The sequence below is a fragment of the Paenibacillus sp. sgz302164 genome, from assembly GCF_056120505.1.
Genome location: NZ_JBVYOL010000013.1, coordinates 12,750 through 28,013 on the forward strand (window position 1 = coordinate 12,750; position 15,264 = coordinate 28,013).

9 protein-coding genes and 1 pseudogene are annotated in these 15,264 nt (G+C 54.4%); 6 read left to right on the plus strand and 4 right to left on the minus strand.

Annotation, left to right across the window (positions count from 1 at the left end):
- Window positions 1-331: 331 nt before the first annotated feature.
- Window positions 332-1,387, minus strand: coding sequence for a glycoside hydrolase family 53 protein (locus AC0LWT_RS21260; RefSeq protein WP_474683278.1), 1,056 nt, complete (start codon window positions 1,385-1,387; stop codon window positions 332-334).
- Between the two features lie 247 nt (window positions 1,388-1,634).
- Between AC0LWT_RS21260 and AC0LWT_RS21265 the strand changes: the two genes are divergently transcribed.
- Both AC0LWT_RS21265 and AC0LWT_RS21270 read left to right on the plus strand, forming a co-directional pair.
- On the plus strand, window positions 1,635-5,279 hold the full coding sequence (locus tag AC0LWT_RS21265; RefSeq protein WP_474683279.1) for a glycosyl hydrolase 53 family protein: 3,645 nt from the start codon (window positions 1,635-1,637) through the stop codon (window positions 5,277-5,279).
- 21 nt (window positions 5,280-5,300) lie between these two features.
- On the plus strand, window positions 5,301-6,269 hold the full coding sequence (locus tag AC0LWT_RS21270) for an Ig-like domain-containing protein (RefSeq protein WP_474683280.1): 969 nt from the start codon (window positions 5,301-5,303) through the stop codon (window positions 6,267-6,269).
- A 147-nt stretch (window positions 6,270-6,416) separates the two neighbouring features.
- On the opposite strand, the gene AC0LWT_RS21275 is transcribed toward AC0LWT_RS21270, so the two are convergent.
- The 3 genes from AC0LWT_RS21275 to AC0LWT_RS21285 all read right to left on the minus strand — a co-directional run bounded on the left by AC0LWT_RS21275 (window position 6,417) and on the right by AC0LWT_RS21285 (window position 10,376).
- Window positions 6,417-6,752 (minus strand): hypothetical protein, encoded by a 336-nt coding sequence (locus tag AC0LWT_RS21275; RefSeq protein ID WP_474683281.1) that lies wholly within the window; start codon window positions 6,750-6,752, stop codon window positions 6,417-6,419.
- Between the two features lie 214 nt (window positions 6,753-6,966).
- Window positions 6,967-8,778 (minus strand): cache domain-containing sensor histidine kinase, encoded by a 1,812-nt coding sequence (locus AC0LWT_RS21280; RefSeq protein WP_474683282.1) that lies wholly within the window; start codon window positions 8,776-8,778, stop codon window positions 6,967-6,969.
- Window positions 8,775-10,376 carry a response regulator gene (locus AC0LWT_RS21285; protein ID WP_474683283.1) on the minus strand — a complete coding sequence of 534 codons (1,602 nt, stop codon included), beginning with the start codon at window positions 10,374-10,376 and terminating at the stop codon, window positions 8,775-8,777. The genes AC0LWT_RS21280 and AC0LWT_RS21285 overlap by 4 nt, the downstream gene beginning before the upstream one ends.
- Before the next feature lie 207 nt (window positions 10,377-10,583).
- Here AC0LWT_RS21285 and AC0LWT_RS21290 point away from each other — a divergent pair, with 207 nt between their 5' ends.
- The 4 genes and pseudogenes from AC0LWT_RS21290 to AC0LWT_RS21305 form a co-directional block, all read left to right on the plus strand.
- Entirely contained in the window at window positions 10,584-11,510 is a 927-nt protein-coding gene (locus tag AC0LWT_RS21290) for an ABC transporter permease (RefSeq protein WP_474683284.1), read from the plus strand.
- An 11-nt stretch (window positions 11,511-11,521) separates the two neighbouring features.
- Entirely contained in the window at window positions 11,522-12,406 is an 885-nt protein-coding gene (locus tag AC0LWT_RS21295; RefSeq protein WP_474683285.1) for a carbohydrate ABC transporter permease, read from the plus strand.
- Window positions 12,407-12,460: 54 nt separating this feature from the next.
- Window positions 12,461-14,059, plus strand: a complete 1,599-nt coding sequence (locus AC0LWT_RS21300; protein WP_474683286.1) for an ABC transporter substrate-binding protein — start codon at window positions 12,461-12,463, stop codon at window positions 14,057-14,059.
- 227 nt (window positions 14,060-14,286) lie between these two features.
- Window positions 14,287-15,153 (plus strand): annotated as a pseudogene (locus AC0LWT_RS21305) (extracellular solute-binding protein); the annotation flags it as partial.
- Window positions 15,154-15,264: the final 111 nt, after the last annotated feature.

The following is a 15,264-nucleotide window of genomic DNA, read 5'->3' on the forward strand; positions in this document are numbered from 1 at the left end:
TTTCGCAGGTTTCCCCACTTCAGCTCCCCAATCCGATGTAGGAGAGGCATCGGTCGGGGAAGAGCGGCTACGACTCTCCAATGCACGTTGTCTCCACAGCCTGACTTTTGCCGGTTTTTGCGCAGCACGGCCTCGCAACAGCGTAACGCGCGCCGGGGATACGCTCGCGCGTACCACCGAAGCGCCTGAGATACGCTCGCGCGCAGTCGAAGCGCTCGGGGTACGCTTGCATGTACAGCCGAAGCGCCCGAGATTCGCTCGCGCTTGGGCAGCAGAAGCGTGCAAAAAGACTACCCCGAAGCCGGAAACTTCGGGGTAGTCTTTTTTCCGTTCAGTTCTGGAGGAAGCCTTCCAGAGCGGCGGTCGGCTTGCCGTCGCTGCCCCATGCGCCCAATTTGTAGCCGCCGTTGTAATTCGGGAACGCTTCCGGCTCCCAGTAAAAGACGCCCAGCCCTTTGCCGTTTGGCAGCGATTTCGTTTTGCTGACCATATCGGCGACAAAGCTTTTGGCCTCGGCGGGACGGTCGTAGCTCATGCCGATTTCGGAGACCATGATTTCTTTGCCGAATTTGGCAATCATGTCGTTCATGGTCGTCAGCGTCTTGCTCGTTTGGGTCGACCAGTCGCTGTAAGAAGGATAAAGTGACATCGCGATCACGTCAAAGTTGGCGCCATTGTTGATAAGCCCGCTGATGTTCCACTGAAAGACGGCGTTGTCGGCGCCGTTCGCCAGATGGACGACCGTTTTCGTCGAGCTGCTGACGGATTTTACCGCATTGTGGCCGGTGTTGACCAGCCATGCATAATTTTTCATGTTTTTGGACGCTCTGCCGTCCTCCCACAGCATCCCGTCATTCGTTTCGTTGCCCACCTGCACCCATTCCGGCGTGACACCTTTGGCTTGCATCGCGAACATCACATCGCGGGTATAGCTGTACACGTTGTCCATCAACTGCTGAAACGTGAAATTTTTCCAGGCGGCAGGTTTGCTCTGCGCTCCGGGGTCCGCCCAGGTGTCGCTGTAGTGCAGGGTCAGCATGATCCGGAATCCCAGCTTTTTGGCGCGCTCAGCGAGCAGGGCGGCCCGTTCCTTGTTCATGTAACCGTTGCCATAATCGGACGACGGATTGACGAACACGCGGATGCGGACGGAATTGATTTGGTAGTCATCTTTCAAAATTTGTAAAATGTCGCGCTGGACGCCTTTTTTATCCTTCCATACGTAGCCTTGGGCTTCCATGCCCGGAACCCAGCTGATGTCCGCGCCTTTTGCGAAGGCGGCAGCCGCCTCCAGACGGGTCGGGCCGGCGAAGTTCCCCGAACCAGCCGCAAGCAAAGTCAGGCAAATGGCCCAGATGAACATGAGACGAAAGCTTTTTCTCAACATTGCGATTCTCCTCCATTTTGTTCAAATGCAATTCATATCCAAACCGCAAGCGCTTGCAAAACTGTGAGTCTCCTTTCCGCGACCGGGATAGTATACATCCTACTTTTTTCCTGGAGAGATAAAACCGTAGAAAACTATAATAACAGGGAAAATACTATCCACTTCGCCGAAATGGATTGAATTCTGTCATGAAGCGCTTACAATGAGGGGGAGTTTGCACAAAGCCGACAAAAAGGAGGAGAAAAACGTGAAAATCAGAAAGAGGCTGGCCATTGTGCTGATGGCTGCGGCTTTGTTCCAGGCGATGCCGGTTCCCGGTTCATATGCCGCGGTTCAGCCGGAGACGCCGATCCGGGTGAATCCGATCCCGGGGATCAGCCCTGATTTTATCAAGGGTGCGGATATTTCGATGTTAAAGCAGATTGAGGATCACGGGGGCGTCTATTACGACAACGGCGTGCGCAAAGACGCTTTGCAAATTTTCAAAGACCATGGGGTAAACTGGGTTCGCCTGCGCATTTGGAACAATCCGGATGACGCCAGCCGCATCGATAGCGGTGGCGGGGAGGCGATCACGCCGGCCGGAGGCCGCAACGACGAAGCGACGACCATAGCGCTTGCCAAAAGAGCGAAAGAACTGGGCCTCAAGGTGCTGCTCGATTTCCATTACAGCGATTATTGGGCGGACCCCGGCAAGCAGTACAAGCCATATGCGTGGAGGGATTTGTCGGGAACGGCTCTAGAGCAGGCCGTATACGATTATACGAAGCGGGTGATGAGCGATCTCACCGCGCAAAATGCGGCGCCGGACATGGTCCAGATCGGCAATGAGACGAACGGCGGCATGATTTGGCCGGACGGGAAGACGTGGCGGCAAAATGCCGGCGAAACGATCGGCGGCTATGACGGTTTTGCCCGCTTGCTGGAGCAGGGGGCGAAAGCGGTGCGGGACAACGATCCGAACCGGAACGATGCCGACCGGAAGATCAAAATCATGATCCATCTCGCCGACGGCGGGGACAATGAGCTGTACCACCGGGTCTTCGACCAGTTGAAGCAAAGAAATGTCGATTATGACGTCATCGGGTTTTCTTTTTATCCTTATTGGCACGGAACGATGGAGCAGCTGCAAAAAAACATGAACGACATTAGCGCCACGTACAACAAGGAAGTGCTTGTCGCCGAAACGGCTTACGCGTACACGCTGGACAATGCCGACAGACAGAACAACAATTTTGGCGAAAACGAGGAAAATACTGGCGGCTACAAAGCTACCGTGCAGGGACAAGCCTCGGCTGTCCGCGATGTCATGAACGTTGTGGCGCAGGTGCCCGGCGGCAAAGGGCTCGGCGTTTTTTATTGGGAGCCGGACTGGATTCCGGTGAAGGGCGCGGGCTGGACGGAAGGAGCGGACAGCGGCTGGGAAAACCAGGCGATGTTTGATTTTCAGGGCAATGTTTTGCCTTCTCTGGACGTGTTCAACCGCGTTTCCGCCGGCGGCGCAGTCGTTCCGCCTGTGTTAACAGGGCTTCGCCCGGTGAATATGACCGTGACTGTAGGCTCCTCCGCAGCGCTTCCGCTTACGGTAAAAGCCGATTATTCGGACGACTCGGTCAGGAAGCTTCCCGTCGAATGGGAAGCCGTAGATGCGGAGCTGCTGAACAAGCCGGGAACTTTCACCGTGTACGGAACGATTGCGGGTGTTTCCGAAAAAGCGTCTGCCATCGTCACGATAGAAGGCTTAACCAACTATGTGAGCAATCCCGGCTTTGAAACGGGGAATTTTGACGGTTGGACGATTACCGGAGATACGTCCAAATTCAGAGTGAAGAACGAGCCGTCCAACGCCCACAGCGGCGATTACTCCGTTCATTACTATGCCGATCAAGCATTTCAATTTACCGTCTCGCAGACGATTACGGGCTTGAAGAACGGAACTTACACGTTGAGCGCCAGAACGCAGGGCGGCGGCGGGGAAAAAAGCATGCGCCTGTTCGCCTCGGGCTTCGGCGGCTCGACGATGACGGCGGACATTCACAATACAAAATGGCACGATTGGCAGGAGCCTGTTTTGTCCGGAATCGAGGTTACGAACGGGCAAATCACGATCGGCGTCGAGACTGATGCCGAGACGGGAAATTGGGGCAATATCGACGATTTTGTCCTTGTGACGGACCATTCGGCGGCAGCTTTGACGGCACCGGCCCAGGTGACGCCGGGTGCCGAATTTACGGTGCAAGCCGGCGTCAGCGGCCTGGCCTACAAGGTGTACGCACAGGATCTGACGATCAACTACGACAGCGACCGGTTCGAATTCGTGAAGGCGGAAGCTGCGGCCGAGGGCACATCGCTTGTCGACATCGACAGCAGCACGCCGGGCGTGATCAAGCTGTTGGCGGCGTCCGGCAGCGGGCTCGCGGAGCCTGCGAATGTGGCGAAGCTCACTTTTAAGGCGAAAGCGGAGGGAGCGGGCAAAATCGCCATCGGGCACGCGGAGTGGGGCACGGCCCCTCAAGGGCTCGTCATCGTGCCGGCCGCGCTCGGAAGCGCGCTGGTCACCGTAAAGAGCGGGGATACCGGAGGTTCCCCGGGGGACGGCGGCAGCAATGGAGGCAGCGGTGGCAATAGCGGTGGTAACGGTAGCGACAATGGCAGCAACGGTAACAACGACGGCAGTAGCGGTAGCGCTGGAAGCAGCAGTAGCGGCGGCTCGGCGAGTTCGGATAAGCCGGAGCGACGCGCCGACGGCTCGATCAAGCTGAAGCAAACGGCGGTGTATGACGCCGTTCAAAAGAAAGCGGCCGCGTCACTGGACCGCGAAACGATGAAGCAGCTGCTGAGCGAAGCCAAGAGCGTCAGCGGCAAGAAGCGTATTGAGCTGGAAATTTCCCAAGCGGAGGGCGCACAGACATACGCGCAGGAACTTCCTGCGGAGCTGTTGACGTCGGCCGCAGCCGACGTATCGGTCGAGCTGGCAACTCCGCTCGGCAGGATGACCTTGCCGGGCAGCATGCTCCAAGGAGCCGGCGTCGGAAGCGGCAATGTCACCGTCCGGATCGGCCTTGCGGACGCTGCAAAATTCGGCGGCAAGCCCGTATGGGAGCTGACGCTGCTGTCCGCGGACGGGAAAATCGTCCCGTGGCACAATCCTGATGCGCCGGTTGCCGTGTCGCTTCCGTATAAGCCGAGCGCTGAGGAAGCCGGCAGCACGGAACATCTGGTCGTCCGGTATTTGAACGCAGACGGCGAGGCGGTTCCCGTGCCGAATGCGAGATACAACCCGCAAACGCAGGAAATCTCATTTACGACGGCTCATTTCAGTTTTTACACCGTGGCACACGTTCGCCAAACTTTCGCCGATCTGGATAGCGTTCAATGGGCAAAACCGGTGATCGACGTTCTCGCGTCCAAAGGTGTCGTCACAGGCACAGGCGCGCAGAGTTTCTCTCCGCAAGCGCAAGTAACCCGGGCGGATTTCCTCGTGATGCTCGTCCGCGCGCTCGGTCTTTGGGCGAAAGCGGACGCCAATTTCAGCGACGTGCGCCAAGCCGATTACTACTTTGAGGCCGTCAGCATCGCCAAAAAACTCGGAATCGCCGGCGGGGCGGGCGATAACGCATTTCATCCCGGTGAGCTTATTACGCGGCAGGACATGATGACGCTGACGCAGAGAGCGCTTCATGCGGCTAGAGCCGTGCAGGCCGGAACATCCGATGCCGCCGTTTTAAGCAAATTCGAAGATCGCTCATCGATCTCCGCGTATGCCGAGGCGCCGATAGCCGAATTGCTGCGGCAGGGCATCGTGCAAGGCGGCGGTGACCGGATAGCGCCGCAGGACGCGGCAACAAGAGCGGAAGCGGCGGTTCTCATATACCGCGCTATGCACCAATAAAACGAAGAGGAGGAAACCATCGTGCAGGTTCATAAAATGATCGGCGCAGCGGCATTGTTCGCAAGCCTGCTGTTCTCCGCCTTCATGCCGGGCTCGGCGGCGTTGGCCGATGCCCCGGCCAACCTCGTGCAAAACCCCGGCTTTGAAGCCGGGTGGAGCCCGGACCCTTGGGAAGTTGCAGGCGATGCGTCCGCCGTATCCGTAAGCGATGAAGGATCGGGCAATGCGCACACAGGTTCCAAATATTTGAAATATTACAAAGGAACCGGCTTTTCTTTTTCCGTTACGCAAACGGTGTACGGCGTGCCTGACGGCATTTATACGCTGACGGCGGCGGTACAGGGCAACGCAGGGGCCAGCTTGTCGCAAATTTTTGCCAAAGATTACGGAGATATCGAGCTGACGCAAAACTTTGCGAATACCGGATGGGGGCACTGGTCCGAGCCGGCCATCGCGAATTTCAAAGTAACCGGCGGCAAAGTGACAATCGGGATGAGAATCCAGTCCCCCGGCGAACTGTGGGGCGTGCTGGACGATGTCGCGCTGGTCAAAGTCGGGGACATCTCCGCGGAGGCGCCTGTGATCGCTGCGATCACTCCGGTTCAGATCACCTCCATCGTCCATGATTTGCCGCTATTGCCGACCGTCGTCACCGCCGTGTACAGCGACAAAACGGCCAAAAGCCTCCCGGTCGTCTGGGAACCGGTCGATCCGGCCAAGCTTCAACAGCCGGGCAGCTTTGAAGTGCGCGGTTCGGTGCAGGGCACGGACGTTCCTGCAACAGCATCGATTACCGTGACGTACAAATCGATCGATGTAAACAACGATCAAGCCGTGAACGTCGGCGACCTTGCAGTAGCCGTGTACTATAAAGGCTTCCGTTCGGACAATGCCGGCTGGGCCCAGGCCAAAGCGGCCGATGTGAACAACGACGGAACAGTCGATGCGGCGGACATCCAACTGATCGCCCGCAAAATCCGCAATCCGTAAGCATCGCACGGATGCGAAAATAAGCCAAGCGAAGAAGCCTCCAAACCCACTGTTCAAGCGGGGTTGGAGGCTTCAGTCTGCCCGGGAAAGCGGCGGCACTCTGCTGGGCTTGGAGGAACTAGAGGACGCGCTTAAAGTAACCGTGTCCTAACGCGCGCGCTTCTCCTGGCGCGGATAACGCCTTGACCGACCGCCATGATGCAGCGCAACACCACGCGCAGGGAGCTGAGCGGGTGTTGCGCTGCATGTCGTGCGATCAAGAGCCGGTTTGGCAAGACAGGACAGGAGAAAACCTGCATAAGTGCAGTTTTTTCCTGCGGAAATGGCTCGTTTTGGCAAAAAGCCTGCGAAAGTGCAGGAATTTTCGGCGATAATGAACCTGAGCCCCTGTGTGCGGCGAAAAGCCTGCACAATTGCAGGAATTGTTCGCGGCCAGCGCATCAAGGGCACAAATTCATGTATTTTTGCAGGTTTTCTTCGCACCCGCAACCACCCCCTGACAGATTATGGCTATCGGCTCAGGTGTGGCGTGGTGCGGCGCGGGGGGCAACAGTTGGTCAGCCTCCAAACCGCTGCTAAAGTGGAGTTGAGGAACAGCTTGCTAAGCAGTTTTCCCGCCACTTGCGGGAAATGCCTGAGCCGCTTCTTGCTCCGGCAAAAGGATCGCCCCTTAGCTGCCAAGCCAGGGGCGATCCTTTTATTTCACCGGCATCGCTTGCGTCTCGTCTTGTGCGAGCGGCACAATCGGCAGCCGAATCTCAACGGTTGTGCCTTGGCCTGGGCTGTTACGGTAATGGAGCCCGTATTGCTCGCCGTAGTACAGCTTAATGCGGCGGTTAATGTTTTTGATGCCGTAGCCGTCTTTTTTATCGTGAACATCGTTCGCGTTCAAGCGGCTCACAAGCTCGTCCGGCATGCCGACGCCATTGTCCTCGACGCACAGCACCATATCCCCATTGTCCGTATAGGAGTGGATGACAATTTCCCCATGCCGTGAATCGCCCTCCATAATCCCGTGCAAAATGGCGTTTTCCACGATAGGCTGTAGCGTGATCTTGAGCATCGTGCAGTCGTACAAGCTTTCGTCGACATCAATGTGGAACGTAATCGCGTTGCCGTAGCGCTTGTTTTGAATCTCGACGTAAAGCTGCACGTGCTTCAGCTCGTTTTCCACCGAAATGATCTCGTCGCCCTTGTTCAGGCTGATTTTGTAAAACTGGCTGAGCGCCTGCACAATTTCCGGAATATCGGGCACGTTGTGGCGGATCGCCGTCCAATTGATCAAATCGAGCGTGTTGTACAAAAAGTGCGGATTGATTTGCGACTGCAGCGCCTTCAGCTCGGCATTTTTCGCCTCCTGCCCCAGCTTGTACTGCTCGCTTATAAAAAACTTCATCCGCCCGACCATAAAGTTGAAGTTCTCCACAAGCTCCCCGACCTCATCGCGGGTCGTTTCCACTTTGACGGTGTCCAGCTCGCCGCTCTGCACTTTGCGCATTTTGCGGATCACGATGCCGATGCGGTTCGTAATGGAGCTGGAGATGAAATACAGACAAATATTGGCCACAATGACCAGCACGGACATGACGATGATCGTCTGCTGCCGCAGCTTCTTGCTGGTCGAGTACATCTCTTCCAGCGGAACGACGGTGACGAGCTGCCAGTCGGTGCCTTTGATCGTTTTCGCGCCGACGAGCACGCTCTCGCCGCTGCGGGTCAGCGTCTGCCAGGGATCGTCCTGATTGGCGATGCTTTGGGTGACGGGGGCTTCGAGCAGCCACCGCTTCAACTGCCGCTCGTTGGAGCTGACGATTATGGAGCCGCTGGAATTTTGCAAATAAGCGACCCCATTTTGCGTCGTATTCGCCCGTTTCACGATATCTTTCAGCATTTCCTCGCGGATATCGATGCTCAGCACGCCGACATTGTCGTCCAGGGCGCTGAAATTTTTGATGTAGCGGATCGAATGAATCGCTTTCTGCTCGGGATCTCGGAGCGCCGGAACCGCTTCCTCGTCGGAAATCCACTTCATTTTGCCCGTAGCTTGTTTAAGCAGCTGTTCCGTCGGGGAGCCGGCAAACAAGCTGATCGGATAAAACATCGTCTGCTCGTTCGAATAAATCAGCCCGTCTTTAATAAAAAGCCGGATTTTGACGATATCGTCCACCTTTTGAAAGGAGGAAAGATTCAGCGACAAGTTCTGAAAATCGCGCAGCTGATCGGATAGCGTATACGTCGCGACCGGGCGCGACAGCATGTCGTTCATATGGCTGTCGACTACGATGCTGTCGGAAATTTCGATAATTTTGCCCAGCTTGTAGTTTAGGAACGAATCGGTTTGCTCCAGCACCTGTTTGGTCGAGAACAGCACTTCCGAATTGACGGTTTCCGAGCTTTGCTTGTAGGACATATAGGATAAAATGCTGAGCGTGATCATGATGAGCAGCGAATTGAAAATCATCAATTTTTGCTTGAGCTTCAAGTTGCGCAGCAGCTGCCACATGCTCATGAGTATTTCTCCTTGTATTCCGTCGGCGTCATACCCGTCAGTTTTTTGAACGTTTTGGCAAAATAATTGGCATCCTGGAAGCCGACGAGGGCGGCGATTTCATAAAGCTTGCGCTTGCGGTCGCGCAGCAGCTCCTGCGCCCGCTCGATGCGCAATTCGGTTATATACTGGTTGATGGTCGAGCCCGTCTCTTTTTTAAACTGCAGGCTCAAATAGTTCGGCGTCAAATACAGCGCATCGGAAATCGATTTAATCGACAAATCCGGCTCGTCGACATGCTTGAGCACATGCTTTTGAATGCTGAGCGCGATGGAGCCGCCCTGTTCCCTTTGCTCCAAATACCGGAAAAACCGCTCCAACTTGCCCAAGACGTACTGCTCTACCTCAGCCAAAGTATTGAGCTGGACGATGATGTTCCACAAAAACTGCTCCCCGGCGCCCTCCTCCGACAGCGGCACATTTTTTTTGTCCCCTGCCCGGTAAATGGCCAACAGCATTTTGAAGAAAAAGTTTTTGGCGCTGTTGACCAGCGTGTCTTCGTTGTCGGCGATTTCTCCGGCTGCCTGCTTGACAACGGACATCGCCTGTTCCTTCTGCTCGGCCGCAAGGTGGGCGGAGAACTGTTCGATCCAGTGATCGTCGAGCGGGTGGGAGCGCTTGTGCGATTCGAACTCCCGGTAAACGGTCACCTGGTTGTAGCCCAGAAAAAATTGGCGCTGCACCGCGACGATCGCCGTTTGGTAAGACTCCAGCGCGCGGTGGGCGCGGTATACGATTTGCCCGATCCCGATGAACGTCTTCACGGGTTCGTTCAACAAGGCCTGCAGCTCTCCGCGGATGCGGCCGAGCGGGATGACGAGCTGGTTGGCGTCGGCCAGCCGCTTGCTGTACGCGTGAATGACGATATGCTGCAAGTCCTTGAAGCCGCAAAAGCATTCCAACTCGTAGTCGGCGCAAACCGCTTCGATCCGCTCGAAGAGCGTTTTCTTGCTGACTTGCAGCAGGTGCAGGGCGGCGTCCTTCAGCCCGAGCAGCTTGACGACGACCGAGGTGAGCGCCGCCCCGGGCGGTATGTCCTTGCCGGTGAGCAGCAGGGCTTCGTCCAGTTCCTCCGGGGTGAGCGGCTTGCTGGCCAGCTGCAGGGCGAACTCCTCCCGGAGCAAAGTCATGCTCATGCTCAGCTTGTGCTCCATCGTCGATTCCTTCAAGCGGCGGGACTGCTCTTCCTGCAGCAGCGCTGCGGCTTCGCGGATATGCTTTTTGATCTCTTCCAGGTTGACCGGCTTTTCCAAATAATCAAGCGCTTGCAGTTGTATCGCCGATTTTAAATACGCTTTGTCCGCGTAGCTGCTCAAAAAGATGATTTTGCAATGAGGAAGCGCCTCTCTAAGCTTCGTCGCGAACTGAATGCCGTCCATCCGCGGCATCTTCACATCGGTAAGCACGATGTCGGGCTTGTACTGCATGCTGAGCTGGAGCGCTTGCAGGCCGTCCTCGGCGTCTTTGACCATATCGATGCCGAGCTCGCGCCAAGGAATGAAATGCATGAGCCCGTCGCGGGTCATTTTTTCATCATCGACAATAAGTAATTTTAACAACGGTGATGCCCCCTAAAACTGCAGAAAATTTCGGATGATGGTATTCATCATATAGGCTGGTTCTTGTTAAATCAAGCCCGTGTGCGTCAGGCAAACCGTGTTGAATATTCCTTACTTTTATAGTTTTATTCTATTTTTTTCGCGTTCCCGCAGCCCTATGATAGAACTATGAAAAGCACAGACAGCCAGAAAGAGGGGACAATAAGGATGAACGCAATCGGACGGGGATTTTTCGGAGAAATACGCAAAAACAAAGTGAAGTTTTTGATGATTTTGCCCGCTGTCCTGTTTTTCTTTGTCATGGCCTACCTGCCGATGGCGGGGATTGTCATTGCATTTAAACAGTATAACTACACGGAAGGCATTTTCGGCAGCCCTTGGGTCGGGCTGGACAATTTCAAGTACTTTTTCGAATCGGGCCAGCTTTACCGGGTGACGATCAACACGGTTTTGTATAATACGGCCTTTATCATCATCAACAACGGGCTGGAGATTTTGTTTGCGATTATACTCGCAGAGATGGCCGGTAAGCGCCTCCGCAAATTGCTGCAGTCGGCCGTATTTTTGCCTTACTTCATCTCGTGGGTTGTGGTAGGCGCGTTTGTCTACAACTTCTTCAACTACGAATTCGGCTCGGTGAACACGTTTCTCAAATCCATCGGCATGGAACCGATCGACGTGTACTCGAACCCGACGGCCTGGGTGTTTATTCTGATCTTCTTCTCAGCGTGGAAATCCGTCGGATACGGCACCGTCTTTTACCTGGCGGCGATTATGAACATCGACAATGAGACGTACGAAGCCGCCGAGATCGACGGCGCGAACATTTTTCAGCGCATCCGCCTTATTACGCTGCCTGCGCTCGTGCCGACGATCATTATTTTGCTGCTGCTTTCGGTCGGCAATATCGTCAGAGGAGACTTCCAGCTGTTCTTCCAGGTTGTCGGCGACAACGGGCTCGTTTTTGACGCAACGGATGTGATCGACACGTTCGTGGTCCGCTCGCTCCTCAACATTCAGGAATTCGGGATGTCGTCCGCTGCAGGCGTATATCAATCCGTAATCTCGTTCATCATCATTATGACCGTCAATACCATCGTGCGAAAAGTGGAAAAAGATTACGCTTTATTTTAGGGGGGAAACCGATGCGAAAAATACAAGCTGACAGACTATGGTTTAACCTTGTCGGTTATGTGCTCATTGGCAGTTTTGCCATTCTCTGTATTCTACCGTTTATCATGGTGGTGACGGGCTCGTTCACCCCGCAGGAATTGATCGTGACCGACGGATACCGGCTCATTCCGCGATCGTTCTCGCTGGCCGCCTACGATATTTTATTCGAGTCGTCGGGCAAATTGTTCAGAGCCTACGGGGTAACGATCTTCGTTACGGCCGTCGGAACGGCTGTCGGGCTCTTATTGACCGCGATGACCGCCTACGTGCTGAACTGCCAGGATTTCAAGTACCGCAACCATTTCGCGTTTTACTTTTATTTCACGACGTTGTTCAGCGGCGGACTCGTTCCGTGGTATATTCTGATCGTCAAATATTTGCATTTGAAAAATAATCTGCTAGCATTAATTATTCCGCTTCTGCTGAACGTGTTCTATATCCTGATCATGCGCAGTTTCGTCAGCGCGATTCCGGAGGCGATCAAGGAATCCGCCAAAATCGACGGCGCCGGCGATTTCACCATTTTCACGCGGCTTATTTTGCCGCTTCTGCAATCGGCGCTGGCGACCATCGGTCTGTTCATCGCGCTGAATTACTGGAACGACTGGTTCAACACGATGCTTTTCATCGACAACGAAAAACTGTACAACCTGCAATATTTCCTGTACCAAATTTTGAGCAAGCTCGATTTCGTCAGCGCGGCGATGACGCAAGCGGGAATCTCTTTGCCTACGATGCCGACCGATTCCTACAAAATGGCGATGACGCTCGTAGCGACAGGCCCGATCGTACTGCTGTACCCGTTCGTGCAGCGGTATTTCGTCAAAGGCATTACGATCGGCGCGGTCAAAGGATAAAATCGGCTTGCCCGATTTATCATATATACACATAATTGAAAGGGGAAAACAAACATGATAAAGAGCTTGAAATGGAAAGGCCTCGTTGCTGTACCGATGGCACTGTCGCTTGCCCTGGCCGGCTGCTCGTCGCCCAAGACAGCGGAGCCTGGCAAATCGCCGGAGGCCAGCGCGGCGCCGACTGCGGCTTCCGCGGCAGGCTCCCAAAAAGCCGATACGTCCAAAGAAGTGAAGCTGAAAATGTATCTGCTTGGGGACAAGCCCAAAGATTTCGATCTCGTCTACGGCGAAGTCAACAAAATGTTGAAGCAGGACATTAACGCTACGGTGGACGTCAGCTTCCTGTCCTGGGGAGACTGGCAGCAAAAGTACCCGCTGCTGTTTGCATCCGGGGAAGATTTCGACCTGATTTATACCGCCAACTGGGCGCAGTACAACACCCAAGCGACGAAAGGCGGATTTTTGGAAATTACGCAGGATATGCTGAAACAATATGCCCCCAAAACCGCGGCAAGCATTTACCCGGAAGCTTGGGAGCAGGCGAAGCTGAACGGTAAAGTGTACATGCTGCCGATGAATTTTAAAGAAATTCAGGGCGTTATCTCGCTGTTCCGCGGTGACCTGGCCGAGAAATACAACGTGGACGTCAAAGACGCGGCGTCGAACTCGATCAATATGGCGAAGTATTACGAGCCAGTCGCAAAAGGCGAAAAAGGGCTGCTACCGATCAACGGAGCCGGTTTGCAATGGGTTGGTTATCCGATCTACTTGCCTAAGGACAAGATGAAAAACTGGTTCGAAATCGGCGGCACCGGCAACTTCTCCATGTGGTACAATGCTTCGGACAAAGATGTGAAGGCGGTTTCTTTATACGACACGGACTTCTTCACGGAAGGCGTCAAAGTATCTTCCGATTGGGCGGGCAAAGGCTACTGGTCCAAAAGCGCGATGGTCAGCAAAACGACCGACAACGACGCGTTCAAAAACGGCAAAGCGGCAATCGTCAGCGGCAACCTCTCCACAATGAACTCTTTGTACACAACTGTGAACAAAGAACATCCGGACTGGAAAGTCATTGCGGCAGACACCAACTACGGCAATCCGGTCGATTTGAAGCCGTACATCCAGAACGGCGTTGCGATCAACAAAAACTCGAAAAATCCGGAGCGCGCTCTGATGATGCTCGATTTGTTCCGCAACGATCCGCGGTATTTCGACCTGACGTTCTACGGCATCAAAGGCAAGCACTATGACATAGGCGCAGACGGCAAAAGCATCAAGCTGCTGGCCGACAGCCCGAACTATGCTCCTGAAGGCGCATGCCCTTGGGGATGGCGCGAAGACAAGCTCGTCCGCCCGATCGAAGGCGGCATTCCGAACTACAACGAGCTGCGCGACAACATGCTCAAAACAGCTGTAACGGCGCCGCTCCAAGCGTTCAACTTCGACGACAGCAAAGTGAAAAACGAGCTTGCGGCCGTGAACAACATTTTGACGCAATACGTGAAACCGCTGACTTTCGGCGTTGTGAAATCCGATGCGGACGCCGAGATCAAAGACGTCAGAAAACGTCTGGAAGATGCGGGAAGCAAAAAAATCGTAGACGAATTCAATCGTCAAATCGGCGAGTTTTTAGCGGCTCAAAAGAAATAGAAATTTGAGGCGTTGACCTTATGCGCGGCGGGTGCCGCTTGCGGGATATGTTTGATCCGCGGGCGGCACCCGCCGTTTTTTTTCGCGCAATAAACACTGTTTTTTAAACAAAAATAACCGATTTCTGAATTCTTTCCGCTTCCCAAAAGATGGATAATGAAAATGTAAGCGCTATCTGTTTGCATTTAAACAGAACCAGGGGAGGAAATAGAGATGAAAAAAACGTTCTGGGCGTGAATGCGCTCGAAACGACGCTGGACGTGAACACACTGAAAAGCTTGAATATCGACCTGCCGGGTAAAGACTGGACTTGGGACGATTTTGAGGCGTTAGCCGCCAAGGCAAAAGCAGGAGGCAAGCAGGTCGGAGGATTTGCGCAGCGTTACGAAGTTTATTTCCCTTATTATTTGAGATCGCTCGATCAAAAAATGTACAATGCCGACGGAACCGCGCTCGGCTACGCGGATGACAAGCCTTTTATCGATTTCTTCAAACGATATCAACAATGGTATGACGCCGGATACGTGTTCTCGCTCGACAAAGAATCGCAAAAGAAAGGCGTAGCGGAGGAAGATGAAATCCTGCTCGGCCACGCCGTCTCGGGCCACGGCTGATCCAACCAGTTCCTGGCGGTTGCCAACCTCATCAAGGACCGCCCGCTCGAGCTGTACCCGATGCCCGGACGCAACGGCAGCAAAGCGCTGTACCTGAAGCCGAGCATGTATTTCTCCGTGACAAACAGTTCGAAGCAAAAGGAGGAAGCAGCCAAATTCATCAGCTTCTTCGTCAACGATATCGAAGCGAACAAATTGATCAAAGGCGACCGGGGCGTGCCGGTATCTTCGAAAGTGAAGGACGCGCTCAAACCGCTTTTAAGCGCCAATGAAGTGAAAATCTTTGATTATGTCGCCTGGGCTGAGCAAAACAGCAGCCCGATGGACCCTCCGAGCCCTGTAGGCTCGATTGAAGTCGAGAAACTGCTGAAAGCCGCAGGGGAGCAAATTTTGTACAAAAAAATATCCGTCGAAGAGGCGGCGGCAAAGTTCCGCAAAGACGCAAACGCCATTTTGGAGAAAAACAAAAGTTCTAAATAAAGCCACCGCGGTATGAAGCATACGGCTTACCCCTGCTCCCCTGTTCCCCCTAAGAACAGGCGGGGTGCGGGGGCTTTTGCCATCATGCGAAAGCCCGCATCCCTGCACTAT

Bases quoted from the DNA above. Each gene is read 5' to 3' on its own strand.
- AC0LWT_RS21260 (WP_474683278.1), bottom strand. From the start codon at position 1,387: ATGTTGAGAAAAAGCTTTCGTCTCATGTTCATCTGGGCCATTTGCCTG.
- AC0LWT_RS21280 (WP_474683282.1), bottom strand. From the start codon at position 8,778: ATGAGCATGTGGCAGCTGCTGCGCAACTTGAAGCTCAAGCAAAAATTG.
- AC0LWT_RS21290 (WP_474683284.1), top strand. From the start codon at position 10,584: ATGAACGCAATCGGACGGGGATTTTTCGGAGAAATACGCAAAAACAAA.
- AC0LWT_RS21295 (WP_474683285.1), top strand. From the start codon at position 11,522: ATGCGAAAAATACAAGCTGACAGACTATGGTTTAACCTTGTCGGTTAT.
- AC0LWT_RS21300 (WP_474683286.1), top strand. From the start codon at position 12,461: ATGATAAAGAGCTTGAAATGGAAAGGCCTCGTTGCTGTACCGATGGCA.